Annotated in this window: 17 protein-coding genes and 2 pseudogenes; 9 read left to right on the forward strand and 10 right to left on the reverse strand. The window is 73.0% G+C overall.

The features are described 5' to 3' along the window. Positions 1–23 precede the first annotated feature (23 nt). Together ABH923_RS19255 and ABH923_RS19260 are read right to left on the reverse strand one after the other, a co-directional pair. Entirely contained in the window at positions 24–326 is a 303-nt protein-coding gene (locus ABH923_RS19255) for a hypothetical protein (RefSeq protein ID WP_370057005.1), read from the reverse strand. Positions 327–335: 9 nt separating this feature from the next. Beyond that, complete coding sequence (locus tag ABH923_RS19260) at positions 336–560, reverse strand: DUF3107 domain-containing protein (protein WP_370057006.1); 225 nt, start codon at positions 558–560, stop codon at positions 336–338. A gap of 109 nt (positions 561–669) precedes the next feature. Between ABH923_RS19260 and ABH923_RS19265 the strand changes: the two genes are divergently transcribed. After that, positions 670–3801, forward strand: a complete 3132-nt coding sequence (locus ABH923_RS19265) for a PD-(D/E)XK nuclease family protein (protein WP_370057007.1) — start codon at positions 670–672, stop codon at positions 3799–3801. On the opposite strand, the gene ABH923_RS19270 is transcribed toward ABH923_RS19265, so the two are convergent. Further along, complete coding sequence (locus ABH923_RS19270) at positions 3791–3934, reverse strand: hypothetical protein (protein ID WP_370057415.1); 144 nt, start codon at positions 3932–3934, stop codon at positions 3791–3793. The genes ABH923_RS19265 and ABH923_RS19270 overlap by 11 nt on opposite strands. On the opposite strand from ABH923_RS19270, the pseudogene ABH923_RS19275 reads away from it, so the two are divergent. Further along, positions 3896–7148: pseudogene (locus ABH923_RS19275) on the forward strand (ATP-dependent DNA helicase). The gene ABH923_RS19270 and the pseudogene ABH923_RS19275 overlap by 39 nt on opposite strands. A 25-nt stretch (positions 7149–7173) precedes the next feature. Here the strand turns inward: ABH923_RS19275 and ABH923_RS19280 are convergent. Beyond that, positions 7174–8220: a phosphotransferase gene (locus tag ABH923_RS19280; RefSeq protein ID WP_370057009.1), complete on the reverse strand. Its 1047-nt coding sequence runs from the start codon at positions 8218–8220 to the stop codon at positions 7174–7176. 80 nt (positions 8221–8300) lie between these two features. On the opposite strand from ABH923_RS19280, the gene nudC reads away from it, so the two are divergent. Beyond that, the gene (gene nudC, locus ABH923_RS19285; protein WP_370057010.1) at positions 8301–9317 is read left to right on the forward strand and encodes an NAD(+) diphosphatase; all 1017 of its coding nucleotides are present in this window, start codon (positions 8301–8303) and stop codon (positions 9315–9317) included. 7 nt (positions 9318–9324) lie between these two features. Further along, positions 9325–11058: an ATP-dependent helicase gene (locus ABH923_RS19290; RefSeq protein WP_370057011.1), complete on the forward strand. Its 1734-nt coding sequence runs from the start codon at positions 9325–9327 to the stop codon at positions 11056–11058. Positions 11059–11068: 10 nt separating this feature from the next. Here the strand turns inward: ABH923_RS19290 and ABH923_RS19295 are convergent. Further along, positions 11069–11842, reverse strand: a pseudogene (locus ABH923_RS19295) (TOMM precursor leader peptide-binding protein); the annotation flags it as partial. A 92-nt stretch (positions 11843–11934) separates the two neighbouring features. After that, positions 11935–13278 carry a zinc-dependent metalloprotease gene (locus tag ABH923_RS19300; RefSeq protein ID WP_370057012.1) on the reverse strand — a complete coding sequence of 448 codons (1344 nt, stop codon included), beginning with the start codon at positions 13276–13278 and terminating at the stop codon, positions 11935–11937. Between the two features lie 158 nt (positions 13279–13436). On the opposite strand from ABH923_RS19300, the gene ABH923_RS19305 reads away from it, so the two are divergent. From ABH923_RS19305 to ABH923_RS19320, 4 genes are all read left to right on the forward strand, one after another. Beyond that, a complete protein-coding gene (locus ABH923_RS19305) occupies positions 13437–14576 on the forward strand; it encodes a PDZ domain-containing protein (protein WP_370057013.1) in 1140 nt (379 codons plus the stop codon). 121 nt (positions 14577–14697) lie between these two features. After that, positions 14698–17685, forward strand: coding sequence for a UPF0182 family protein (locus ABH923_RS19310; RefSeq protein ID WP_370057014.1), 2988 nt, complete (start codon positions 14698–14700; stop codon positions 17683–17685). Between the two features lie 173 nt (positions 17686–17858). Further along, on the forward strand, positions 17859–19055 hold the full coding sequence (locus tag ABH923_RS19315; protein WP_370057015.1) for an ROK family protein: 1197 nt from the start codon (positions 17859–17861) through the stop codon (positions 19053–19055). Beyond that, positions 19055–19525, forward strand: a complete 471-nt coding sequence (locus ABH923_RS19320; RefSeq protein WP_370057016.1) for a hypothetical protein — start codon at positions 19055–19057, stop codon at positions 19523–19525. The genes ABH923_RS19315 and ABH923_RS19320 overlap by 1 nt, the downstream gene beginning before the upstream one ends. Positions 19526–19539: 14 nt before the next feature. Here ABH923_RS19320 and ABH923_RS19325 read toward each other — a convergent pair whose 3' ends face one another. Beyond that, complete coding sequence (locus ABH923_RS19325) at positions 19540–20679, reverse strand: ROK family protein (protein WP_370057017.1); 1140 nt, start codon at positions 20677–20679, stop codon at positions 19540–19542. Positions 20680–20753: 74 nt separating this feature from the next. Here ABH923_RS19325 and ABH923_RS19330 point away from each other — a divergent pair, with 74 nt between their 5' ends. Next, positions 20754–21272, forward strand: a complete 519-nt coding sequence (locus ABH923_RS19330; protein WP_370057018.1) for an isochorismatase family protein — start codon at positions 20754–20756, stop codon at positions 21270–21272. A gap of 19 nt (positions 21273–21291) precedes the next feature. Here ABH923_RS19330 and ABH923_RS19335 read toward each other — a convergent pair whose 3' ends face one another. The 3 genes from ABH923_RS19335 to ABH923_RS19345 are packed head-to-tail and all read right to left on the reverse strand — an operon-like array spanning position 21292 to position 26884. After that, on the reverse strand, positions 21292–24699 hold the full coding sequence (locus tag ABH923_RS19335) for an ATP-binding protein (RefSeq protein ID WP_370057019.1): 3408 nt from the start codon (positions 24697–24699) through the stop codon (positions 21292–21294). Then, on the reverse strand, positions 24696–25376 hold the full coding sequence (locus ABH923_RS19340) for a DUF4194 domain-containing protein (RefSeq protein ID WP_370057020.1): 681 nt from the start codon (positions 25374–25376) through the stop codon (positions 24696–24698). The genes ABH923_RS19335 and ABH923_RS19340 overlap by 4 nt, the downstream gene beginning before the upstream one ends. Continuing rightward, entirely contained in the window at positions 25373–26884 is a 1512-nt protein-coding gene (locus ABH923_RS19345) for a DUF3375 family protein (RefSeq protein WP_370057021.1), read from the reverse strand. Before ABH923_RS19345 ends, ABH923_RS19340 begins: the two co-directional genes overlap by 4 nt. Between the last annotated feature and the right edge of the window lie 2 nt (positions 26885–26886).

Below are 26886 nucleotides of genomic sequence, written 5' to 3' on the forward strand. Positions count from 1 at the left end.
GGCTGACCGCCTGAGCTATCGGCTCAGCGCGCGACAGCCCCGCGGGTGAGGGTGTGCAGCAGTTTGTCGTCGTGGGCTGTGCGGAGGCGGCCGATGACGAGGTCGGCGACGACCACGACGACGCCGGTGCCCACGAGCGTGATCCACCAGATCCAGCCGCCGTTCCACTTCAGGCCGGTCCAGGTGAGGGCGACCCAGAGGATGCACGCGACGCTCACGCCCAGCGCGGGCATGAGCACGGAGCCGTGCGTGTGACGGTTGGGCAGGAGGTACCGCGCGCCGAGGCCGAGGATGGCGCCGGCGAGCGCGACGAAGAGCAGTTCCACGCTCGGAATCTAGCCGACGAAGCCGATGCGGCGCGACTCCTCGGTGCCGAGCTCGACGTAGGCGATGCCCGCGGTCGGGATGATGTAGACGCGGCCCTTGTCGTCCGCGAGCTTGAGGATGCCCGTGCCGCTGCTGATTCCGGCCTGGATCTGCTCGGTGAGCTCCTCGGGCGACTGGGACGACTCGAAGCTGAGCTCGCGGGGGGCGTTGACGATTCCGATGCGGATCTCCACGGGGATGTGCCTTTCGAATCAGACCGGGCGGTTGCGAGTTCAGACTACGGCACGCGGCTCGCGGGCTCCGGTCGCGTTCTCTGTCGGCGGACGCCGTTACCGTGAAGTCATGTCCACCCGAGGCTTCCGTCCGCGCGTCGACGACGCGGCCGGCGGCCCCGCCGTCGCGCTCGACGACGCCCAGCGCGCGGTGCTCGCGCTGCCGGACGGCGTCTCGTCCGCGGTTCTCGGCGCGCCGGGAACCGGCAAGACCACCGCGCTGGTGGAGGCCATCGCCGAGCGCGTGCACGACCGCGGCTACGCCGCGTCGGAGGTCCTCGCGCTCAGCGCCTCCCGCGCCGCCGCGACCGCCCTGCGCGACCGGATCTCGCTGCGGCTCGGCGTTCCGACGCCCGGCCCGCTGGCCCGCACGGCGACCTCCCTCGCCTTCCAGCTCTCCGGCGAGCAGGCCAGGCGCAACGGCTGGGAGCCGCCGCGGCTGCTCACCGGCGGCGAGCAGGACCAGATCATCGCCGAGCTGCTGGCCGGCCACCTGGAGGACGGCGGCGGACCGGTCTGGCCCCCCTCGCTCGGGCCGGAGGTGCGCATCCTGCGCGGTTTCCGCACCGAGCTGCGCGAGCTCATCGGCCGCTGCGCCGAGCGCGGCGTGTCGCCGTCGCGGCTGGCCGAGCTCGGCGCGATCACCGCTCGCGACGAATGGCGCGCGGCCGGCCGGTTCATCGCGGAGTACCAGAGCGTCCTCGACAGCTTCCGCGGCGGCTACGTCGACGCCGCCGAGCTGATCGCCTCAGCCGTCCCCGTCGTCGCGGAGGGCAGCACGCTCGACGGCCTCAAGGCGTTGTTCGTCGACGACCTCCAGGAGGCCACCGTCGCCACGATCGCGCTGCTGCGCGCGGTGGCGGCGCGCGGCATCGCGGTCATCGCGTTCGGCGACCCCGACGTCGCGTCCACCACGTTCCGCGGCGCGGAGGTCGCGGCGCTCGGCCAGCTCGGCGCGCGGCTGGGCGTGCCCGTGACGCGCGTCGTGCTCGCCACAGCGCACCGCCAGCCCCCCGCGCTCCGCGAGCTGACCTCGCGGGTCACCGAGCGGATCGGCACGGCGGCGGCCGGCGTGCACCGCGTGGCCGTCGCGGGGCGCGAGCAGCCCGAGGACGCCGGGCCGGCCGTCGTGGTCGTGAAGGCGTCGTCCGCTCCGGCCGAGGCCGCGCGGCTCGCCCGGCTGCTGCGCGAGCGGCGGCTCATCGACGGCGTCCCGTGGAACCGCATGGCCGTCGTGGTGCGGTCGGGTGCGCACATCCCCGGCCTCGCCCGTTCGCTCGCCGTCGCGGAGATCCCGACGACCACCAGCATCGCGGGGCGCCCGCTGCGCGACGACTACGCGGCCCGGCAGCTCATCACGATCGCGGGCGTCGCCGTCGGCGCGATCGAGCTGACCCCGGTCGTTGCGACCGAGCTGCTGCTCGGGCCCTTCGGCGGCCTGGACGCGATCAGCCTGCGCCGGCTGCGGCTCGCGCTGCGCCAGGAGGAGCTGGCCGGCGACGGCAATCGGGCGGGCGACGACCTCCTGGTCGAAGCGCTCGCCACGCCGGCGAACCTCGCCACGATCGACTCCTCGCCCGCCCGCCGGGCCGCGCGCCTGGCCGAGACCCTGCGCGGCAGCCGCGAGAAGGCGGCGGCCGGCAGCACGATCGAGGAGCTGCTCTGGCACGCCTGGGAGCGCAGCGGCCTGGCCAAACGGTGGCTGGAGCAGTCCGAGCGCTCCGGGATCGTCGCCGACGAGGCCGACCGGCACCTCGACGGCGTCGTGGCCCTGTTCACCGCAGCCCGGCGCTTCGTGGAGCGCTCGCCCGAGCGTCCGGCCTCCGACTTCGTGATCGAGCTGCTCGGCGCCGAGGTGCCGGAGGACACCCTCGCGGCCCGCACGACCGGTGACGCGGTGCTGGTGTGCACGCCGAGCGCCACGGTCGGCCGGGAGTTCGACGTGGTCGCCGTGGCCGGCCTCCAGGAGAGCGTCTGGCCCAACCTGCGGCTGCGCGGTTCGCTGCTGCACCCGCAGGAGCTGGACGACGCCCTCGCCGGTCGCCGCGCCGGCCCTGCGGACGACGGTGCGGACACCGCGGACCAGCGGGCGGAGGTCCTGAGCGACGAGCTGCGGATGTTCGCCCTCGCGGTCTCCCGCGCCCGGCGTCAGGTGCTGCTCACCGCGACAGCCAACGACGACGAGCAGCCCTCGCCGTTCCTCCGGCTCGCCGCCGGGCTCGCGGTCGAGGACGACGATCCCGGCATCCACCCGCTGTCGCTGCGCGGCATGGTCGGCCGGCTGCGCCGCCGGCTGGTGACCACCGGCTCGCCCGACGCTGCCGACGCGCTGGCCCGGCTCGCCGGAGCCGGGGTGGAGGGCGCCGATCCCGCCGACTGGTACGGCCTCGCCGAGCCGTCGACCACCGAGCCGCTGATCGACCTGGACGACCCGGAGGCGCGGGTGAAGGTCTCGCCGTCGCGGCTGGGCACGTTCGAGAAGTCGCCTCTGGCCTGGTTCGTGGACGAGATGGCCGCCTCGCCGAGCGGGCTCGCCGCCGGCATCGGCACCGTGGTGCACGCGGTCATGGAGGAGGCCGCCGCGACCGAGGAGACGAGCGTCGACGTGCTCTGGTCCGGCATCGAGCGGCGCTGGGCGCAGCTCCAGTTCGAGTCGCCCTGGATCGAGGAGCGCGAGCGCCGCCGGACGCGCGGGCTCGTCGGCGGCGTCTCGGAGTATCTGCGCGACTTCGGGCGTGCGGGAGGCCGCCTGCTCGGCTCGGAGGGCGAGTTCCAGCTCGAGCTCGGCCGGGCGCGGATCAGCGGCAAGATCGACCGGATCGAGGAGACTCCGGACGGCACGGTCGTGATCGTCGACCTGAAGACCGGGCGCACCGTGCCGACGGCCGCGGAGACGGCGTCGCACGCCCAGCTCGGCGTGTACCAGCTCGCGCTGGAGCACGGCGCCGTGGAGGCGGCGGAGCTGCCGCCGGGCGGCGCGAAGCTGCTGTTCGTGGCCAAGGGCGTCCGTGGCAAGGCCTACCGCGAGGTGGTGCAGGAGCGCGTCGACGCGGAGGCGCTCGTCCGGCTGGAGGAGCGCGTGGCGCAGGCAGCGGATGGCATGGCCGGGGCGACGTTCGCGGGAGTGGTGGACCTGGGCGACCGGGACCCGCACGCGGCCTACGGGTACCGCATCCATCTCGTCCCGGCGGTCAGCGCATGAGCAGGGGAGCGGGCATGATGGAACGGAGGGCACAGTGAACGACGACGGACTCCTGGAGCTCGCCGAGGACCAGCCCGGCCTCGATCTGGTCGAGCTGGCCTTCGCGGCCGAGGCCGCGGCTCCCGAGCCGCAACGCCCTGCCCGGCGCGTCAGCGCGGCCGAGATCGCCGACGCGCTCGGTCTCCCGCGGCCGACGCCGCAGCAGCAGGCCGTCATCGAGGCGCCGCTCGCCCCCGCGATCGTGGTCGCCGGTGCGGGCAGCGGCAAGACCGAGACGATGGCGAACCGGGTGGTCTGGCTGCTCGCCAACGGGCTGGTGCGGGTGCCGGAGGTCCTGGGCCTGACCTTCACCCGCAAGGCGGCAGGCGAGCTCGCCGAGCGCATCCGCCGCCGCATCGAGCAGCTCGCCGCCTCCGGGCTCACCGACGTGGTCTTCGACCCGTTCGACGCGCCGGGAGGTCGCGACCTACAACGCGTTCGCCAACGCGATCTTCCGCGAGAATGCGTTGCTGATCGGCCGGGAGCCCGAGTCGGCCATCCTCAGCGAGGCCTCCGCCTGGCAGCTCGCCCGCCGCGTCGTCGTGGGCTGCGACGACGAGCGGCTCGTGGAGCTCGACAAGAGCGTGGACGCAGTCACCACCGCTGTCCTCGACCTCAGCCGCGCGCTCAGCGAGAACGTGGCGGACGCCCGCGATGTGCACCGCATGGTGGAGGGCTTCGGCCGGCTGCTCGAACTGCCCACCGGCAGCGGTCGGGTCAAGGACGCCTACGCGTCGGTCCGCACCGCCGTGGCGTCGGTCGGCTCGCTCCCTCCGCTGCTCGACCTCGCCGAGCGGTTCGCGGACGAGAAGCGGCGACGCGGCTTCGTGGAGTACTCCGACCAGGTCGCGCTCGCCCTGGCAGTGTGCGAGCGGTTGCCGGAGGTCGTCGCGGACTACCGCCGCCGCTACCGCGTCGTGCTGCTGGACGAGTACCAGGACACCTCGGTCGTGCAGACCCGGCTGCTGTCCGCGCTGTTCTTCGGCCAAGCCGTGATGGCGGTGGGCGACCCGCACCAGTCCATCTACGGCTGGCGCGGCGCGAGCGCCGCCAACCTGGGCCGGTTCGCTCTCGACTTCACCGGGCGGAAGGACGGAGCGGCCGCCTTCGCGCTCAGCACGAGCTGGCGCAACCCGACGACGGTGCTGGACGCCGCGAACGCGCTCGTCGCCCCGCTCTCGGCCGACTCACCTGTGCACGTCGAGCAGCTCCAACCGCGGCCGGGCGTGATGGCCGGCGAGCTCGACCACGCCTTCGGGCAGACCGTCGAGGACGAGGCGGCGGCGATCGCCGAGTGGCTGCGCGTCCGGCTGGCCCAGCGGGATGCGCAGGGCATGCCGCCTTCGGCCGCTCTACTCTGCCGCTCGATCAAGAAGATCGACGCGTTCACCGGCGCGCTCGCTGCGCGGGGAGTGCCCTTCCACGTCCTCGGGCTCGGCGGGCTCCTGGAGCAGCCCGTGATCGCCGATCTGGTGAGCGCGCTGCGGGTCATGCACGACCCGACAGCGGGCTCGGAGCTGATCCGGCTGCTGACCGGGGCGCGCTGGCGGGTGGGCACTCGGGATATCGCGGCGCTGCGCCGGGTGGCGAGCTGGCTGGCCGGGCGCGACCACCGCTTCCAGACCCTCGACCCCGACGTGCGCGACCGGCTGCGCGGCTCGGTCGTGGCGGAGGAGTCGGCCTCCCTGGTCGACGCGCTCGACTTCGTCGTCGAGGCGCCGCAGGGCCACGGCCAGCTCGGCGACTTCAGCGCGACCGGCCTGGAGCGGCTGCGGGCGGCGGGCGGGCAGCTCGACCGGCTGCGCTCGCGTGCCGGTCTCGACCTCCTCGACCTCGTCACCCTGGTGCAGCAGGAGCTGCGACTCGACATCGAGGTCGCCGCCAACGAGTCGGCGCAACTCGGTCAGGCCTCCCTCGACGCCTTCGCCGAGCAGGTGGCGTCGTATCTCGCCAGCGACGACCGGGCGACGCTCGGCTCGTTCCTGGCCTGGCTGGCGGAGGCCGAGCAGCGCGACAATCTGGCGCCGCGCAGCGAGGACGCCGAGCCCGGCACGGTGCAGATCCTGACCATCCACGGCGCGAAGGGCCTGGAGTGGGACGTCGTCGCGGTGCCGCGCCTGGTCGAGGGCGAGCTCCCCGGCCCGCCGCAGAGCAAGCGCGGCTGGCTGGCGTTCGGCCAGCTCCCCAACGAGTTCCGCGGTGACTCTGCCGAGCTGCCCGTGCTGCCGTGGCGCAACGCCGAGGACCAGAAGCAGGTGGACGAGGGGATCTCCGCGTTCGAGGCCGCCAACGTGGCGCGCCACCTCGAGGAGCAGCGCCGGCTGATCTACGTCGCCGTCACACGCGCGCGGCACAGCCTGCTGCTGACCGGCTCGTACTGGTCGACGCAGTCCCGGCCGCGATCGCCCGGCGCGTACCTGCTGGAGCTCCAGCAGGCCGGGCTGCTGCCCGAGGACGCCTTCCCGCCGTGCGACGAGCCCGACGAGAACCCGCTCTCGCCAGAGTCGCGCACCGTGCTCTGGCCGCTCGATCCGCTCGGCGTGCGCCGCACCAGGGTGGAGGCCGCGGCTGCGGCGGTGCAGGCCGCCCGCGAGCGCGGCCCGGGCGACGGCGGCGTGTACGCGCTCGACGTCGACCTGCTGCTCGCCGAGCGCGCCAGGCGCGAGGCGGAGGACGGCCTGGTGGAGCTGCCCGCGCGCATCCCGGCCTCCCGGTTCAAAGACTTCGTGAGCGACCCCGCCGGTGTCGCCGCCCAGCTCCGCCGTCCGATGCCCGAGCGGCCCTACCGGCAGACCCGGCTGGGGACGCTCTTCCACCGCTGGGTGGAGGAGCGCTACGGAGTCGAGGGCGGCGCGACCGACGCGCTCGACGCCGCGGCCGCCGAGCTGGACGATCCCGCGGGCGAGCTGCTCGGGGCGGAGGCGCTGGCCGAGCTGCAGGCGACGTTCGCCGCGAGCGAGTGGGCCGACCGGGCTCCCGCGGAGGTGGAGCTGGAGATCCACGTCACGCTCGCCGGCCAGGTGGTCGTCTGCAAGCTGGACGCCGTCTACGCGGTGGACGACGGTCGGCATGACGTCCAGATCGTCGATTGGAAGACCGGCAAGGCCCCCCGCGACGCCGCCGACCTGGAGCGCAAACAGCTCCAGCTCGCCCTCTACCGCCTCGCCTACGCGAAGCACGCGGGCATCGACCCGGCCCGCATCGACGCCGTCTTCTACTTCGTGGCCGACGACCGTGTCGTCCGTCCGGAGCGGCTGTACTCCGAGCCCGAGCTGGTCGAGCTGTGGGCGGGAGTGCGCGGCGCATAGCCGCAGCGCTCCCGCTCGGCTGCGCTCAGCCGGCCTGGTCGTCCACCGGGCGCATGCCGCCCGGCCGGACCGACGCGCGGTCGCCCGGGGTGCGGTCGAGGAGGGCCTCGACGTCGTCGATCGCCATGATGGGCCCGGTGGCCGTCGAGAGCGGCGTGACCGTGTTGCTGTGCACGCGGTCGACCAGACCGTCGAGCATCTGCACGGCGTCGTCGACGATGCCCTGGTCGCGCAACTCGCGGCCGTGCAGCAGCCAGCGGGCGACCTCCAGCTCGGCGTACAGCATCGCGCGCTGGGTGAACTGCCGGTCGGTGGCGACCTGGCGGGTGGAGGCGTAGGCGAGGAGCGCGCCGTCGGTGGCGTCCGGGTTCATGGCGAGCAGCCAGTGCAGGTCGCGGGCAGGGTCGCCGACGCGCAGCGCCGACCAGCCGAGCACACCGGTGACGGACTCGCCGTCGACCAGGAACGAGTCGGCGGTCAGCGCCCCGTTGACGACCGTGGGCTGGAACTGCCACACCGAGTGGTCGGCGACGGCGTCGCGCCAGCGGTCGCGGAGCGCCGCGGGCAGCTTGCCCGTGGCGGCAGCCGACTCGATCAGCGCCGCAGTCGAGGACAGGCATTCGGCGGCGGAGAGGACGGGGAGACCGGCCTCCCCGACGAAGCTGGTCGGGAGGGTGTGGATGGCCGCGATGGCGTGGCCGATCGACCCGGCGAGGCCGTCGCCCGGCGGCACGTCCTCCACGGCGACGTGGTCGCCCGGCAGGAAGTCGTAGACGATGGCGCGCGTGCCGCCGACCGGCGCCTGGCCGAGGTAGGTCGGCACGTCGAACGGGAGACGGCTGCGGATGCCGGTGGTGAGCGCACGCAGCGCGACCAGGTCGGAGCTCTGCTCGGTCTCCGCCGCCTGGGTGAGCGGGAGGCGCACGATGCGGGCGCTCCCGTCGGCCGCGGTGAGCAGCGCGGCGTCGAACTCGCCGGCGCCGTCTGCGGTGTGCGCGCGGGTTCCGGTGACAGTCAGGTCGGGCACGGCCGAGCTGGCCAGCGCGGCTAGAGTGAGTGGGGATCTGGCCATGCACCTAGGCTAAATGGACATCCGCGCGTGGGCAGTTCCGCCACGCCTTGCATCTTTCTCCACGCCTCGAAGGGATCCCGATGTCGTCCGCATCGACGTCCGCGCTGCCGCTCGCCGCGCTCCCGCTCTCGCGCCACGCGATCGACCGCGATCACGCCGCCCGCTCCCGGCCGGCGCTGTTCGACGAGCTGTGGGAGGAGCCGACGACCCGGGTCCTCGCGCTCTGGAAGGGCAGGGCGCTGCTGACTCCGGAGAGCGTGGCCGCCGCGACGCCCGCCTCCGACGGCTGGAGTGCGCCCGACGCCGGTCCCGCGGAGCTCGACCTCCTGCCGGTCGAGCGGGTCACGTCCGCACTCCTGCGCGTCTACCTCGGCCGCACGCTCGTGGACGTCCCCGGCCAGCCGGCCGGCACTGCGGTCGTGCTGGAGGTGCTCACCGACGCCGCCGCGACCGAGCTGGAACCGGACGAGGCGCGCTGGGGCAACCTCCGCACCGTCGCCACCGCCCTGAGCGACCGCGACGCCGGGCTCTTCACCGAGGCCCTGGCGATCGCGAACTGGCACGCCTCGCACACGCACTGCCCGCGCTGCGGCACGCCGACCGTGGTCGAGCAGGCCGGCTGGGTGCGGCGCTGCTTCGAGGACGGCTCCGAAGTCTTCCCGCGCACCGACCCCGCGGTCATCGTCACGGTGCTCGACGCCGACGACCGGCTGCTGCTCGGCTCGAACGCGATGTGGGAGCACTCCCGCTACTCCCTGCTGGCCGGGTTCGTCGAGCCGGGGGAGTCGTTCGAGTCCGCTGTCGAGCGCGAGATATTCGAGGAGGCCGGCGTGCGGGTGACCGATGCCAGGTACAAGGGCTCGCAGCCGTGGCCGTTCCCAGCCTCGGTGATGGTCGGGATGACGGCGCGGCTCGCAGACGGCCAGCACCCTGCCGCGCTCGCGCCGGACGGCGAGGAGATCCTCGACCTGCGCTGGTTCAGCCGCGACGAGCTGTGGGAGGCGCGCGAGCAGATCATCCTGCCCGGCCGGTCCTCCATCGCCCGCGCGCTGATCGAGGACTGGTACGGCGGCCCGCTCGACGAGCCCCCCGCGTGAGCGCGGCGTGAGCATCGCGACGGCGTCGGGACCGGACGGCCTGCTGGGCGGCCTGGACGCGCAGCAGCGCGTGGCCGCCGAGGCCCTCTTCGGCCCGGTCTGCGTGCTGGCCGGCGCCGGCACGGGCAAGACCCGCGCGATCACCCACCGGATCGCCTACGGCGTCGCCTCCGGCGCGTTCACGCCGAACCGGGTGATGGCGCTGACGTTCACCAGCCGCGCGGCCGCCGAGCTCCGCGGGCGGCTGCGGCAGCTCGGCGCCGGGGGTGTGTCGGCCCGAACGTTCCATTCCGCCGCGCTCGCGCAGCTCAACTACTTCTGGCCGCAGGTGGTGGGCGGTCAGCTCCCCAGCGTCCTCGACGGCAAGGGCCGCGTGCTCGGGCACGCCGCCGAGAAGCTCGGGCTGCGCGTCGACACCGCGACCCTCCGCGACGTCGCCGCCGAGATCGAGTGGCGCAAGGTCTCCAGCATGGGTCTGGAGGAGTACGCGGCGGCGCTGGCCACCCGGCCGCTGCCCGGCACGCTGAAGGCCGAGGAGCTCGTGGACTTCCACCGCGCCTACGAGGAGCTCAAGGACGAGCGCAAGCAGATCGATTTCGAGGATGTCCTGCTGGTCTGCGCCGGGATGATCGAGACCGAGCCGTCGGTGGCCATGCAGGTGCGCGAGCAGTACCGCTACTTCGTGGTGGACGAGTACCAGGACGTCTCCCCGCTGCAGCATCAGCTCCTGCGGCTCTGGCTCGGCACCCGCAAGGACCTCTGCGTCGTCGGCGACGCGAGCCAGACCATCTACTCGTTCGCGGGGGCGCGCAGCGAGTACCTGCTGGACTTCGAGCGGGAGAACCCGGGCGCCACGGTCGTACGGCTGGAGCAGAACTACCGGTCGGCGCCGTCGGTCATCGACACCGCCAACCGGCTGATGCGCGGCCGCTCCGGCGCGCTGACGCTGCACGCCGTCCACGAGGCGAAGGCGGGGGACGAGGTCCCGTCGCCCGCGGTGTTCGAGGACGACCGGGCCGAGGCCCGCGCCGTCGCCCAGAGCATCGCGGCGCAGCTGGAGGCCGGCGCCAAGCCCGAGAGCATCGCGGTGCTCTACCGCGTGAACGTGCAGGCGGCCGCCCTGGAGCAGGCGCTCGGCGACCTCGGGATCAGCTACCAGCTCCGCGGGTCCAAGCGCTTCTTCGACCTCCCCGAGGTGCGTCAGGCGGTCATGACGCTCCGTGCGGCGAGCGTCGCGGCGACCGACGAGCCGCTGTTCAAGTCGGTGAGCGACGTGCTGCGCACGCTCGGCTGGTCGGTGCAGCCTCCGGAGGGCCGCGGCGCCGTGCGCGCACGCTGGGAGTCCCTCAACGCGATCATGGGGCTGGTGGACGAGATGCCGGAGGGCGCGACCTTCCGGCGCTTCACCGACGAGCTGATGGCGCGCCAGGCCGGCCAGCACGAACCGACGATGTCCGCCGTGACGCTCGCGACGCTGCACGCGGCGAAGGGCCTGGAGTGGGACTCCGTGTACATCGTCGGCCTCTCGGAGGGGCTGGTGCCGATCAGCTACGCCACCGGCTTCGAGCAGATCGACGAGGAGCGCCGCCTGCTCTACGTCGGCGTCACGCGCGCGCGGCGCCGGCTGCGGCTGAGCTGGGCGCAGCGCGGGAGCCAGCCGGGGCGGCCGGTGTCGCGGCAGGCGTCGCGGTTCCTGGCCGAACTGGCGCCGGTGCGGGCGGCGGCGCAGCCAGCGGACTGAGGCAGCCGCACTCGGGATGCGGCTCCCAGCGCCGCTCCGACCAGCGCGCGGCGACCGGGTCGTAGCGCGCCGCGGCGTCCGATCGTCCTGGGGCGCCGCGCAGCATCGCGAGGACCGCGCCGGCCGCGGCCGACGCCGCCGCTGCGCAGACCAGCTCCGTCTCCCCGGGCTGCGACTGGGTGTGGAGCTGCGCCGCGAGCGCCGGCCAGGCCGGGTCGGCGTCCCTGCGGTGGAGGTCGACACAGCGCAGGCAGGCGCCGTCGCCCGGCCGCACGAAGGGTCCGACGGTCACCCCGCCGTCGCCGAACACCACCGCCAGGTGCGGGATGTCCCTGCGCAGCCAGCGCTGGTGACGGTGCGGCGCGATCGCGAACGCGCCGATGACGACCGCCGCCGCCGCGAGGTCGACCGCCGGATCGTCGGCGGCGAGGCCGCTGCGTGCGTCGACCCCGGCCTCCCGCAGCAGGGCGAGGATGCGGGCCGCCGTGGGGCCCGCGCCGTCGAGCACGACGGTCGGTGCGTCGCCGCGCCGCGCTTCCGGTGGCGATTCCAGCACCGGTCTCAGCCGCGCGAGCAGCGCGTCGACCGCAGCCGGCCCTGTCCCGGCGCCGCGTGCGATCATCCGCAGCGCGCCGAGCGTCGCCCCGGCCGAGAGGGCGGAGATCATCCGTTCCTCCCCGACGCCGACCGGGTCGAGGATCAGGCGCGGCCGTTCGACGCCGAACTGGAGGGCGTGCGGCGAGCGCCACACGCGGGGGATGCGGGGATCGAGCTGGTGGACCATCCCGCCATCCTGACCGGTCGGAACCGCCGGAAACGGGTTATCCACAGCCAGGAGTCACCCGGGCCGGTTCTCCACAGGAAGGGAGGGCGCGTTCAGTCCTCGGCGGGCCGGTCGCCGTCGCCGCGCAGCAGGTCCTCGATGGCCTGGTCCAGCTCGTCGCGCTCCGGCTCCTGGCCGGTGGCCGCGGCGGTGAGCCGGGCGACCAGGCGGGACGGGTCGTCCAGGTCCGCCGCCTGCGGGACCAGGTCGGGGTGCGACCAGAGCCGGTCGCGGGCCTCCTGGCCCACGGCGTCGGTCACGGCCTGCCACATGGCGGCGGCGTCGCGGAGCCGGCGCGGGCGCAGCTCGAGCCCGACCAGCGTCGCGAAGGCCGACTCGGCCGGACCTCCCGCCGCGCGCCGGCGGCGCACCGTCTCGGCGATCGCGTCCGCCTTCGGCAGCAGCCGGGTGGCGCCGGCGGTGACCACGTCGACCCAGCCTTCGACCAGCGCGAGCACCGTCTCCAGGCGGTCGAGGGCCTCCTGCTGCTCCTCGGTCTTCGGCGGGATGAGCGCGCCGGAGACCATCGCCTCGCGCAGCTCCTCGGGGTTGGACGGGTCGAAGCTCTCGGCGAGCGACTCCAGCCGGTCGGTGTCGATCGTGATGCCGCGCGCGAACGCGGTGATCTGGGTGATGAGCTGCAGCCGCAGCCACTTCGCGTGCCGGAACAGGCGCGCGTGCGCGAGCTCGCGCACCGCGAGGTAGAGCTGCACCTGGTCGATGGGGATGTCGAGCCCGTCGCCGAACTCGGCCACGTTCTGCGGGATGAGCGCCGCGCTGCCGTCCGCCAGCAGCGGGATGCCGATGTCGCCTCCGGAGACGACCTCCTTCGCGAGCTGCCCGACCACCTGGCCGAGCTGCATGGCGAACAGGGCGCCGCCGACCGAGCGCATGACCTGGCCGGCGTTCTGGATCATGCCCTGCATCTCCTCGGGCGCCTGCTCGGTGAGAACGCGGGTGAGCGCGTCGGAGATGCTCAGCGCGACCGGCTCGGCGAGCTGGGTCCACAGCGGCATGGTCTGCCGTGCCCACTCGGCGCGGCCGATGAGCTCGGGCGGCGTCGACAGCCCCGCCACCGTGGTGGCCTCGTCCAGCCAGAGTGCGGCGACGTGGAAGGCCTGGTCGAGCGTGGCGCGTTCGGCGGGGGTCACCGCGTGGGCGCCCTCGGAGGCGAGGGTGCGCGCCTGCTGGTCGGCCAGATCCCAGTTGATGTCTCCACCCGGGTTCATCAGGGCGTTCTGGAGCTGGCCGAGGAGCTGCTGGATGGCCGCGGGGTCGTTCGGAAGGCCGGCAGCGCCCGCGAGCTGACTCGGATCGATGGAGGAGTCGCCGGACAGGAACTCCCGCAACATGTCCCGGAACTCGTCGTCCGGTTCCTTGTTCGGATCGTCGGCCATCTGGCTCGCCCCCGTCTCGATTGGTGTCGGCCGTGCGATTACGGCTTTCCAGGCTTGGCATCTACGCTAGCCCGAGATCACCGCGAGCCGGGTGAGAATCGGCTTGGGCGATGCCGTGGGCTGTGCGCCCGTGGCGAACACGACCGAAGGGACAGCGCGTGACCCTGTTCACCGACGACGACCGACCAGCGCCGCTGCCTGACGGTGGCCGGATCGCCCCGTCGCGCAGGACGATCGTCGGCTGGGTGGCCATCGCCGTCGCCGTGGTGCTCGCCATTGTCCTCGCGCTCGCACCCGCGCCGTTCGTCATCGAGCAGCCCGGCCCGGTCTTCAACACGCTCGGCACCGACCAGGCCGTCGGGAGCCCGCCGTCGGGCGACGCCAAGCCGCTGATCAGCATCCCGAGCAAGACCACCTACCCGACCGGTGGCTCCCTCGACCTCCTCACCGTGTCGGTGGTCGGCAATCCGGACCAGAGCCCGAGCTGGTGGAACATCATCCAGGCCTGGTTCGACCCGAGCCGCGCCGTGACGCCGATCGACGAAGTGTTCCCACCGGGGACGACCACGGAGCAGTCCAATGCCGCGAACGCGGCCCTGATGGTCGACTCCCAGCAGGACGCGATCGCCGCGGCGCTCAACCAGCTCGGCTACCACTTCCCGCAGGCGGTGGCGGTCAAGCAGCTCCTGCCGGGCACCCCGGCGGCGAAAGTGCTGAAGACGGGCGACGAGATCACCAGCGTCAACGGGGAGAGCATCGAGAGCGTCGCCGCGCTGCGCAAGGCGGTCAACGCCAACGGCACGGGCAAGGCGGCCGAGATCGGGATCGTGCGCGACGGCGCGGCCTCCACGGTCTCGATCACGCCCACCGAGACGCAGGGCCAGGTCGTGCTCGGGATCGGGGCGGGGATGGACTACACGTTCCCGTTCGACGTGAACATCGAGCTCAACAACGTGGGCGGCCCGAGTGCAGGACAGATGTTCGCGCTCGGGATCATCGACAAGCTGACGCCGGACAAGCTCAACGGCGGCAAGAAGGTCGCAGGCACGGGCACGATCGACAACGTCGGCACGATCGGGCCGATCGGCGGCATCCGGCAGAAGATGTACGCCGCCCGCGACACCGGGGGAGCGAGCTACTTCCTCGCGCCCGCGTCGAACTGCGACGAGGTCACCGGGCACATCCCTGCCGGACTGCACGTTTTCGCGGTCAAGACGCTGAAGGACTCGCTCGCGGTGCTCCAGGCGGTCAGCAGCGGGTCCAGCACGGCGAAGCTGCCGACCTGCCCGGCGTCCTGACCGTCGATCGCGCGCTCGGCGCGCATCCCGGGTCTTCACCGCCGGGCCGCAGCATTCTCCAAGCGACGCCCGCCTAGGATGGATCTCTGAGTCACCCCACGAGGAGCAAGAGGGCCCACACGTGAGTTCAACCGCCGCAGTTCGACCCCCTGGACGTCGCCGGGCCGCCATCTGGATCACCCTCGGGGTGGTCGTGGCGCTGGTGATCCTGTTCTTCGTCTTCGCCGGGTTGTACGCCGACATCCTCTGGTACCAGCAGCTCGGGTACCTCAACGTGCTGACCACGCAGTGGTTCGCGGGCGCGGCGATGTTCTTCATCGGGTTCTTCGCGATGGCCGTGCCGCTCTGGCTGTCCATCCAGCTCGCCTACCGGCTGCGCCCGGTCTACGCGAAGCTCAACACGCAGCTCGACCGCTACCAGCAGGTCATCGAGCCGCTGCGCCGGCTGGCGATGTACGGCATCCCGATCGTCTTCGGCATCTTCGCCGGCGTCTCGGCGGCCAGCCGCTGGCAGGCCGCAGCGATGTGGCTGAACGGCACGTCGTACGGCAAGACGGACCCGCTGTTCCACCTCGACATCGGCTTCTACCTCTTCGCGCTGCCCTTCTACCGCAGCGTCGTGGGCTTCGCCTCGGCCGTCGTCCTCATCGCGTTGCTGGCCACGCTCGCCACCTGCTACCTGTACGGCTCGATCCGGGTCAGCGGCCGCGAGGTCCGCATCTCGAAGGCAGCACGCGTCCAGATCTCGGTCATCGCCGGGCTCTACCTGCTGCTGCAGGGCGTCAGCATCTGGCTCGACCGCTATGCCGCCGTGACCGACTCGAACGTCAACGACATGGTCAACGGCGCCGCGTACACCGATGTCAACGCGACCATCCCCGCCCGTGCGGTCCTCGCGGGGATCGCGGTGCTGGTCGCCATCATGTTCTTCGCGACCGCGTTCATCGGGCGCTGGCGTTTCCCGCTCGTCGGCACCGCGCTGCTCATCGTCGCCGCCCTCGTGGTCGGCGCGATCTACCCGTGGGTCGTCCAGCGCTTCCAGGTCGACCCCAGCCAGAAGACGCTGGAGACGCCCTACATCCAGCGTTCGATCGACGCCACGCGCGACGCGTACGGGCTCAGCAACATCGACGTCATCCCGTACAACGCGACCACCAACGCGCAGCCGGGCGCACTCCGCCAGGACGCCCAGACCACCGCGCAGATCCGCATCATGGACCCGGCGGTCATCAGCCCGTCGTTCCAGCAGCTCCAGCAGTTCCGGCAGTACTACGCGTTCCCGCGCAACCTCAACGTCGACCGGTACAACATCAACTGCAACGAGCAGGACGCGGTCGTCTCGGTCCGCGAGCTCAACCAGAACGGCCTCACCAGCCGGAGCTGGTTCAACGACACCGTCGTCTACACGCACGGCTACGGGATGGTCGCCGCCTACGGCAACCAGCGCTCCAGCGACGGCCAGCCGGTGTTCATGGAGTCGGGCATCCCCAGCACGGGAACGCTCGGCCAGTACGAGCCGCGCATCTACTTCGGCCAGCAGTCGCCGACGTACTCCATCGTCGGCGCCCCGAAGGGCTCCAAGGCGGTCGAGCTGGACTACCCGGGCGGCGCCGACAACGCGCAGCAGACCTCCACGACGTTCAGCGGCAACGGCGGCCCGAAGCTCGACAACGTGTTCAAGCGGCTCGTCTACGCGCTCAAGTTCCAGGACGAGCAGATCGTGCTCTCCGACGCCGTCAACAGCGACTCGCAGATCCTCTACGACCGCGACCCGATCAAGCGCGTCCAGAAGGTCGCGCCGTACCTCACGCTCGACTCCCAGGCCTACCCGGCCGTGATCAACGGCCGCATCAAGTGGGTCATCGACGGCTACACGACGAGCGACCAGTACCCGTACTCGCACGTCGGCAGCCTGAGCGACGCCATCGCGGACACCGAGACGCCGAAGCCGGCCTACGCCTTCGACGACATCAACTACATCCGCAACTCGGTCAAGGCCACCGTCGACGCCTACGACGGCTCCGTGCAGCTCTACGCGTGGGACGCCAAGGACCCGGTGCTCCAGACCTGGGAGAAGGTCTTCCCGACGACGGTGAAGCCCATCAGCGACATGAGCGCCCTGCTCCTCAGCCACGTCCGCTACCCGGCCGACCTGTTCAAGGTGCAGCGCTCGGTGCTCGGGCAGTACCACGTCACCGACGCGGGCTCCTTCTACTCGCGCGACGACGCCTGGACGACGCCGAACGATCCGACCTCGTCGCCGTCCGACCCGACGCTGCAGCCGCCGTACTACCTGACGCTGCAGATGCCGGGGCAGGAGACCCCGTCGTTCTCGCTCTACACGACCTTCATCCCGCAGGCCGCCAGCGACTCCAGTCGCTCGATCCTGAAGGGCTATCTGGCGGTCGATGCGGACGCGGGCTCGACGAAGGGCGAGGTGTCGCCCGGCTACGGGAAGCTCAGACTCCTGTCGCTGCCATCGAGCGACACCATACCCGGGCCGGGTCAGGTGCAGAACACGTTCAACTCCGACCCGACCGTCTCGCAAGAGCTCAACCTGCTCAGGCAGGGCAAGACCGACGTCATCAACGGCAACCTGCTGACGCTGCCGGTCGGCGGCGGCCTGCTCTACGTCCAACCGGTCTACGTGAAGTCGACGGGGGAGACGAGCTACCCGATCCTCCAGAAGGTGCTCGTCGCCTTCGGTGACAAGATCGCCTTCGAGGACACGCTCGACCAGGCCCTGGACTCCCTGTTCGGCGGTGACTCGGGAGCGAGCGCGGGTGACAACAACATCCCGACGACGGGTGGAGGCGGCTCGACCGGCGGCGGATCGAGCGGCACAGGCTCCGGCACGGGCTCAGGGTCGACCAGCGTGAACAACACCGCCCTCCAGCAGGCGCTGCAGCAAGCGAAGCAGGCGCTCGCCGACCGCACGGCCGCGCTCAAGGCCGGCGACTGGGCCGCCTACGGCGCCGCGGACGCCCGACTGCAGCAGGCTCTCCAGCAGGCGCTGGCGGCCGAGGGCAACACCGGCACCGTCACGACGCCGACGCCGACCTCGACGCCGAAGGCGTCGTCGACTCCGTCCCCGACGCCGTCGAAGTAGGGCGGCTCCGGCACAGCGCGCGAACGACCCGCATCCGTGAAGGGTGCGGGTCGTTTCCGTATGCTCAGGCACTGTACGAAGTGCGGCCGCACGGCCTGCGAAAGGTCGCACATCGCCGGTATTTCAGGGCGGAACCCTTGCGCGGACTTTGATTGTCTACTTTACTAACAAACATGCTCATCGATGAAGCGCGGCGCTCAGGCCCCTCCGATCGGCGCCAGGTCGGCGTCGACGGCGCGATGGTCCCGGGCCGCGCGCTCCGTCCGCGTACGAAGGTGCTTCCCGAGCACGCCCGCAACCACAACCGCTCGCTGGTGCTGCAGTCGCTCTACCGGAGCGGGCGCGCGAGCCGCGCCGACCTGGCGAGGGAGACCGGCCTCACGCGCGTCACGATCTCCGACCTGATCGGCGAGCTGATCGCCGAGGGCCTCGTGGTCGAGCTCGGCCAGCGCGACGACGCCCGCCCGGGCAAGCCGGCCGTGCTGCTGGACGTGAACCGCGCCGCAACCCAGATCGTCGGCGTCGACCTCAGCGAGCACGCCGAGTTCCGCGGCGCGGTGCTCGACATCGACGGCGCGGTGCTGCGCTCGGCGTCGGTCGGGCTGGCCGGCAGCCGCGGCGAGGAGGCCGTGGCGAAGGTGCTCGCGCTGGTGGACGAGCTGGTGGCCGCCGCGACCGCTCCCATCCTCGGCATCGGCGTCGGCTCGCCCGGCATCGTCGACGCGACGGGGACGGTCGTCGCCGCCCCCAACCTCGGCTGGACCGACGAGCCCCTGCAGCGACGTCTCGCCGAGCGGACGGGTCTGGCGGTGTTCGTGGCGAACGACGCGAACGTGGCAGTGCTCGCCGAGCACGGCTTCGCGGACGCGCAGGGCGACATGATGCTGGTCAAGATCGGCCACGGCGTCGGCTCCGGCCTCCTGGTCGCGGGCGCCCTGGTCTTCGGCAGCCGCTTCGCCGCGGGGGAGATCGGCCAGGTGATGGTCGGCACCGACGACGGCGCCCAGGGCCCGTACGACCGCGAGAAGTGCCTGGAGGCCTGGCTGGCGGTGCCGCGCCTGGAGGCGAAAGTGGCCGCGGCCACCACCGTGGGCGACCCCGTCGAGCCTGTTCTTCGCCAGGCCGGGCAGCGCCTCGGCGTCGCTCTCGCGCCGATCGTCGGCGCGCTCAACCTGTCGGAGGTGGTCCTGAGCGGCCCCGACGAGCTCCTCGCCGGCACGCTCCTCGACGCGGTGCGCGAGACGCTGCAGAACCGCACGATGGCCGGGTTCCACTCGGACGTCACCATCGGGATGACCAGCCAGGGCCGCGACATCGTCCTCCGCGGCTGCGTGGTCATGGTGCTGTCGGCCCGGCTCGGGGTCTCCTGATGACCCTGGTCGCCGAGACGCAGGCGCTGACCGGCTTCCGCTTCGCGCCGGGCGTGCGCGAGGAGCTCCCGGCCTTCCGCACGCGCAGCACGGTGGTGCGCCTGGCCAGCCTCGACAACGAGCGCCTCGGTGTCCCGCGCTGGTACACGCTGGCCGAGGCCTGGACCGAGCCCGGCTCCCCGGAGGGCGCGCTCTGGTCGCGCAACCCCGTGATCGACGTGGACAGGGACGACCCGCCGGAGCCCGTGCTCGCGACGGGGGCGCCGGTGATCGTCCTCGGAGCGGGGCTCGGGGCGATGCCGTGGCAGCGCGCTGTGGTGGACGCCGTGCGGGCGCTGGGGGCGCGGGTGCTGGTCGTCGAGATGGGGGCGATCGTCGTCCCCGGCTACGCCGACATCGCGACGGGCGGGTACGGCCGGGCGCACGGGGAGCGGCTGCTCTCTCTGCTGTGCGGCGTGCGCGAGGCCTGAGGGCGGTCAGCGCCTCACCGCGCCCAGCTCACGCCGAGCGTCGCCTGCAGCGCGTACTGCGCCGCTCCGCGGAACGGCTGTTCCTGCGCAGTCTTCGCGTAGCGGAAGCTGAGCGGCATCGCGGCGCGGACCGGATGGCGGGCCGCCTCCGCGCGCACATGCCCGATGAAGTCCGGACCGAGCTTCGGCGCGGCGCCGCCGAGGACGACGTTCGGCACGTCGAGAGCCGCGCCGACCATCAGGAGCGCCCGCGCCAGCACGCGGGCGCCCGCGGCGATGCGCTCACGGGACGCGGGGAGCGCGGCGAGCGTTGCCACATCGACGGCCTCCAGGTCGGCGCCGTGGGGGAGACCGAGGAGGCTCGTCACCGAGACCACCTCCTCCAGGCATCCGCGGTTGCCGCAGGCGCACAGCGGCGCGTCGTCGCCGAACAGCACCGGCACGTGGCCGATCTCGCCCGCGCGGTGCGTCGCGCCCGCGAGCACGTCGCCGTCGACGATGACGGCGGCGCCGACGCCCGTGCTGAGTGAGACGAAGAGCTGGTTGGCGCCGAACTCCTCGGAGATCGCATAGTCGGCGATCGCCTCCGCGTCCGCGTCGTTGACCAGGTGCACGGGGGCGGAGACGACCCCGGCGAGCTCACGGCCGAGGTCGACGTCGACCCAGCCGAGCTGCACGCTCTCCCGGATCAGGTCGGCGTCCACGATGCCGGGGACCTGGACCGCCACGGCGACCACGCGGGCCGTCGTCGCTCCGGCGAGGCGGCGCACGATCGCGCGCACGTCCTCCACCGTCGCGGTCGCGGTGGTGCGGTGAGCCACGGACTGCACCACGACGCCGAGGAGGTCGACCACGGCGCCGCGGACGAGCCCGGGCTGGACGATCACCGACAGCAGCACGTTTCGGGAGGCCTCGACGCGCAGCGTGGTCGCGCGCTTGCCGCCGGTGCTCTCGGCGAGGCTGCCCTCCACGACCAGGCCGTCGGCGATGAGGCCGGCCAGCAGCGACGACACGGTCGCCGAGGTCAGCCCGGTGCGGCGCGCGATGCTCGCCCGGGTGGCCGATCCTTCGCCGGACAGCACGAGCTGCAGCGCGCTGGTCAGGTTGCGCTCGCGCACGGCGGACTGCGTCGCCTTGCCGTGATCGTCAGCCACAGTCCTCCTCGCGGCGCGCGTCTCTCGTGGCCCCCGGTTTACGACCATAGCGAACGCGGCGCATGATGGGACGCATGGGATATGGCCTCATGCTCGTCGACGTCCAGCGCAACATGCTGGAGGGCGAGAGCGCCGTCGAGGGCGCCGCGGACTTCCGGGGCGTGCTCGCCGACCTGCTGGACGCGGCACGGGACGCGGACGCCGCGATCGTGCACGTGAAGAACGACGGACGCCGAGGCGACCCCGACGAGCCGGGCATGCCGGGCTGGGAGCTCGTCTTCGCGCCGCTGCCCGGCGAGCCGGTCGTGCGCAAGGACGCCGCGAACACCTTCGAGTCCAACCCGGCGCTGGCGGACGTGCTGCGGGCGATGGGCGTGGACACCCTCGTCGTGGCCGGCCTGCAGAGCGAGTACTGCGTGCAGGCGACCGCGGTCGGCGCGCTGGAGCGCGGGTTCGACGTGATCGTCCCGGCCGGAGCGCACTGGACCTACGACGACGGTGAGCCGGCGGCCGACATCGTGGAGCGCGTCACATTGGACCTCATCGCGGCCGGGGTGGAGGTTCCCGAGCTGGACGAGGTGACGTTCGGCTGAAGCACGCCGGCGGCCCCGCCTAGGCCTGCAGGGCCCCGATCCGCTCGCCTTCCAGCGCCTCCCGGATGCTGAGTGAGTAGATCCGCGACAGTCCGGGCCGCGCCGGGTCGCCCGTGACGTACGCAACCGACTCCACGTGCTCCTCGAACGCGTTCACCTTGTCGCGCGGGGCGCCGACGATGAGCTGGAAGCCGAGCCCGCGGAACGCCGCGAGGGCGCGCCCGGTGTACTCGTTGTCCGCCTTCACGAAGCCCTCGTCGAGCACGATCGGGGCGTAGGTGGGAGTGGCGTCCGTCCCGTCGCCGAGCCGGTAGCGCAGCGCGGCGCCCAGCACGAAGGCGATGAGCTCCTGGCCCTCGCCGCCGGACTTGCCCGCAACGCCTTCGTGGACGATCTGCGTCCCGTCGGCGCGGGTCTCGATCGCCCGGAACTGGTAGTGCTCGCGGGCGTCGAGCACGCGGCGCCGCCACGCCTCGCCCGCCCGGGAGCGCTCCTCCAGCCGGGACAGGTCGCGGCGGAGGTCGAGGAAGTCGCGCTCGATCGACGCGGCGTCCCTCCGATCGGCTCCGGAGGCGGTCGCTGTGTGCTTGCGCAGCGTGCGCGTGAACTCGTGGAGGTCGCTGTTGGACACCGGCCGCGGGTCGATGTCGAGCGTCGACCCCTCCCGGAACTCGATGCCGCGCAGCGCGCTCGAGATCGGGCGGACGCCGCGGCGGATGGCGTGGCCGTCCTCCTCGATCTGGGTGAGCAGGGCGCGCAGGCTGTCGCCCATGCTCGCGCCGGCCTTGACCAGCCAGTCGGACTTCGCGCGCGGGAGGTCGTCCTCCACGAGCACCCGGTGGATGGCCTCCACGGCGGGGAGGCTGTCGATGGTCGCGTCGATCTCGGCGCCGGGGTCGAGGTCGCGGTAGCGCTCGAACGTGACGATGAGGAGCTGCTCGTAGTGCTCGACGTTCTGCTGGTGGGCGTCGATCTGGTCGCGGAGCGCCGCCAGCGCCTCGGCGTACCGTCGGTCGACGTCGGCCGGCTCCCGCGGCGCCGTGAACGGCAGCGTGCCGAGCAGGAGGCGCTCCTCGGCGGTCAGCGCGCTGTTGTCCTCCAGGGCGTCGGCGACGCTGTCCTCGATGTCGATGAGGTCGGCGTGCTGCGACTCCAGCTCGTCCACGCGCGACTGGAGGGCGGCGCCGCGCTTGGCGGCGTCGATGCGCTCGCGGTCGTGGCGCTCGGCCTCCTCCTGCAGGGCGGCGGCCTCGGGGTGGGCGACCGAGACGTTCGCGAGCTGCTCGGCGAGCTCGGCCACCCGTGCCGCGTGGGACGCGACGTCGATGGCCTCCCACTCGATCGCGCGGATCGCGCCGAGGGCCTCGCTGCGGCGGCGGGCGTCGCCGTGCTCGGCCTCCGCGCGGTCGGATTCGGCTCGGGCCTCCGCCAGTTCGGTCTCCAGGGCGGCGATGCGGGACGCGAGCTCGTGGATGCGCGGGGTGTTGTCGAGGCCGATCCAGGAGGCGGTGCGGCGGTCGTCCTTCACGACGCGGCCGCGTGCGGCCGAGCGCATGCCGGAGCGGGTGACGGCGCCGGAGACGCCGGCGGGTCGCGGCGCGTCCAGCTCGTCGGGCGACTCGACGCAGAGCACGCTGCGGTCGGCCACGAGTTCGTCGTGCAGCCAGCCCCAGAACGGGCTGGCGTCGTCGAACTGCAGGAGGGCGGGCAGGGTGCGGTCCACCGGGTCGAGCGCGGGTGCGCGTCCAGCGACCGCGGGGACCAGCACGACCCGGCCGCGCATGTCGGCCTCGTTCACGAACCGGCGGACGGCGTCGAAGCTGCGCTCGTCGACGATCAGGTGCGTCGCGACCTCGCCGAGCACGGACTCCACCGCGCGGCTCCAGTCCCGGCGGCCCGCGGCGACCTCGAACAGCTCGCCCGCGTACGGGAGGTCTTCCGGGGACAGCCCTGCGCCCTCGGCGATCCGGCGCCGGCGCTCGTCGGCGTCGGCGGGGACGTTGCTTCGGCGCTGCTCGAACGACCGTTTCTCGGCGTTCGCGGTGGCGATGGCCTTCTTCGCCGCGTCGACGCGGCCGGCCAGCTCGTAGCGGTGCGCCTGCTGGTCGTCGTCGGCGGTGACCGCGGCGAGCCGCGACTCGGCCTCGCGCTGCAGCTCGGCGAGCTGGTCGGCGGACTCCGGCGCGGTCAGGCCCGCCCGGGCGAACAGGGCGTCGGCCGCCGCGCGCTCGCGCGTCTGGGCGGCGAGCACGCGCTCGGCGAACTCGTGCTCGCGGCGGAGAGCCACGGACGGGTCGCCGCCGGCCGCGGCGAGCCGGGCCTGGGCGTCCTGGTGCGCTCGGTGCGCCGCGCGCTCCTGGGTGTCGGCCTCGCGGCGCCGCGCCTCCTGCTCGCGCTTGCGGTCGCGGACCTCGTCCACCCGGCCGGACACCCAGTCACGGATGCGCTCGGCCAGCCAGACCCGCAGGCGCGGGTCCGTCTCGCCGTCGGCGGGGGAGAGGAGCCGGCGCTTGCCGGTCGCGTCCTCCGCGGCAGCCGCGTACTGCTCGGCGCGGGCGGGGACGTCGGCCAGCACCTCCAGCTTGCGGCGCGTGGTCTCGAACACGTCGTAGAGCGCCGACGCCTCGCGGTAGCTGCTGAGCGTGGTCTCCCAGCGGGACAGCGCGCGCGGCTCGGTGAGCACGAAGCTCTTGAACAGCTCGTCGATGGAGAAGACGCCCTTGGACGCCTGCGCGCGGCGCAGCAGGGTGAGCGCCTTGAGCTGCGACTCGTCGCTGCCGCCGATGCCGAGCTCCTCGCACAGCCGCACGCGCAGCTCGGGCTGCGAGGAGGTGACCAGGTCGCGCTCCGGGTGCACCAGCCGGGCGAGGGAGGCGCGGGTGAGCGGCGACGAGCTGCCGGGCTCCTGCACCAGCTCGTTGAGCCGGCCGAGCGGGAACTCGCCGTGGGCGAGCAGGTACACGGTCGAGCTGGTGACCTCGTCCTGCGTGGAGGTCTCCGGCCCGATCCAGGCGAGGCGCGCTGCGGTGATGGTCTCGCCGAGCTCGGTGCGCCACGTGACGGCGGCGCCGCTCGGGAACGCCGTGCCGAGCGGGCGGAGGAAGTGGGTCGTGGTGGTGTCCGAGCCGGCGTCCTTCACCTCGTCGGTCTTGCCGCGGGCGTAGCTGTAGACGGTGCGCTCGGAGCGCTGCCGGGAGTCGTCCCGCGCCGCGCGGTTGAACTCCTGCGGGTTCGGCATGATGACGGCCGACATCGCGTCGAGCACGGTCGACTTGCCGCGCCCGGTCGGGCCGAGGATGGCGATGCCGCCGCGGCCCACGGGCATGCGGTGCAAGCCCTCGTAGCTTCCCCAGTTGAGGAGCTGGACGAGCTCGATGCGGAACTGGCCGCGGCGCAGCAGGCCTTCGTCTGCGGGCAGGTCGGTCACTCGGCGTCCTCCTCGGCGGCGGTGGCGGTCTCGCTGGGCGCCCCTGCGCCCTCCAGGAACATCCGCTCCAGGTGGAGCAGCTCGGCGGTCCCGATCAACGGCACGACGGCAGGCGAGACCAGGAAGAGGTCGGGGTCGTCCGGGGCGGGCGTCAGCAGCTCCAGCCGGTCGAGGGCGGCGATCGCCGCGCGGATGCGGCGGTCCACGCGCACCTCGTCGTGGGCGGAGTCGCCCTGGAACCGGCCGAGGAACTCCGCGATGTGGTCGCGGCTGACGGTGACCGGCTCGTCCTGCGCGTCGGTGTACGCGTGCTCCTGCCGCAGCAGCACGAGCAGCAGCGAGGCGTCGCGGGACAGCGGCTTCTCGCGCCGCAGCAGCACCGGGACGCCGTCCTCGCCGTTCTGCCGCTTGAAGGCGACCTCGTGCTCGCGGTCGAGGTGCAGGGTCAGGAACAGCTCGTCGAGCCGTGCGCGGATGTCGTCCTCGTGATCGAGGAGGCCGCGCCAGGCGTCCGGCTGCTTGGCGCGGGTGATGAACCGGCTCGTCAGCAGAGTGACGAGGGCCGTGCGGGCCTCGCGCGGGAGGGCGTCGGAGGGGTGGTCGCCGAAGGCGTCGGCGCCGGTGCCGTCCTCGACCCCTTCACTGCTCATCTGGTCCTGTTCGAGAGTGTCCGTCATCGGTCCTCCGCCTCCGTCTCGAGCGCGTCCCGTCCGAAGACGAGCAGCGGCATGGTCACTTCCCGGTCGCCGTCCGCCAGCTTCAGCGGCACGGTCTGGACGCCCTCGGCCACGGCGTCGTGCTCGGCGCCGAGCTCGATGAGGCTGACGGCCAGTCCGAGCCGGCGGAACTCCGGCGGAGTCTCGGCGTAGACGTCGGCGCCGGTCACGGTCTCCGCACGTGAGAGCAGCGAGTCGATCGTCTCCCGCACCGCTGCCGCGCTGGTCCCCACCGCGAGCCGGAGCGCCTCGCGCTCGTGGTCGGGCAGCGGGTCGTCGTTCTCGGTGATCGTCACGCCGACCTGGGGGCGGCCGCGGTCGCGCCAGAGCTGCGTCTGGGTCACGTCCACGAGATCCCAGCCGCCGATGCCGAGCACATCGCCGTCGACCAGCACAGGTCCCGGCCGACGCTCCGTCCACAGCGCCCCGGCGTCGAGCGCGCGGGCCGCGAGCGAGAGCAGCCGGGCGTGCCGGTCGGACCCGCTGCGGCTGAGGAACCGGCGCAGCGAGGAGGTCCAGCGCACGTAGGTCTCCTGGACCGTCTGCTCCTCAGCCAGGAGCGAGGTGATCAGGGTCTCGAGCTGGGCGCGCTGCCGCTCGGTCAGCTCGGTGTTGGGACGGGACAGCACACGGTCGATGTCGGCGCGCATCCCGTCGAGCTGGCGCGAGGACAGCATCCCCGCGAATCCGCGGTAGGCGCGGCCCTCCGGCGTCTGCTCCAGCAGGTCGTTGTCGCGCAGGAACCGGTCGACGAGCGCGCCCTTGCCGACGTGCTGGGAGGAGGCGGCGCGCGCGACCTCGCGGTGGCGCTGCTCGACCATCGCGCCGAGCTGGCGGAAGTCCTCCGGCAGCGTCGCGGTGAGCCGGAGCACCTCGCGGAGCTGGCGGGCGACCGTCTCGGGGGAGGCCGCGACCGCCCCGTCGCGCGCGATGGCGTCGCGTCGCGCCTGCAACTCGGCGATCTCCCGGTCGAGGCGTTCGAGCTGGGACTCCGCGGTGGGGTCGGTGAGCGCGGCGAGGTGGTGGACGGCGTGCGCGATGCTCGCGAAGCGCGCCTCCGACACCGCGCTGTCCGGCTCGGCCAGCTCGCGGACGATCCGCAGCGCCTGGAGGGCGTACTGCGAGAGCCGGTAGCGCGCGCGGCCCTCGCCGGCCCCGGCGCGGGTGCGGACCAGCCAGCGGCTGTCGACCCAGCTCCGGCAGTACTCGACCGGCGAAGTGCGTGAGGACTCGGCGTCGGCCGGAGCCTCAGCCTCCGGCTCGCTGTCGTCGCGGTCGTCGTCCAGCGCGTCGAGCGCCTCGGCGACCTTCTGGTGGAACCAGTCGGCGGAGACGGTGCCGTCGGCGTACTCGAGGTGGCGCGAGAACAGCGGCAGGACCCAGCGGCCGTTGTAGCTGCGCAGCAGCGCCCAGGTGGGGTGCTCCTCCCAGACCGCTGCGACGCGCGCGGCGTCGAGAGCCTCGTCCATCA

The sequence above is a fragment of the Leifsonia sp. EB41 genome (genome assembly GCF_041262565.1).
GTDB lineage: Bacteria > Actinomycetota > Actinomycetes > Actinomycetales > Microbacteriaceae > Leifsonia.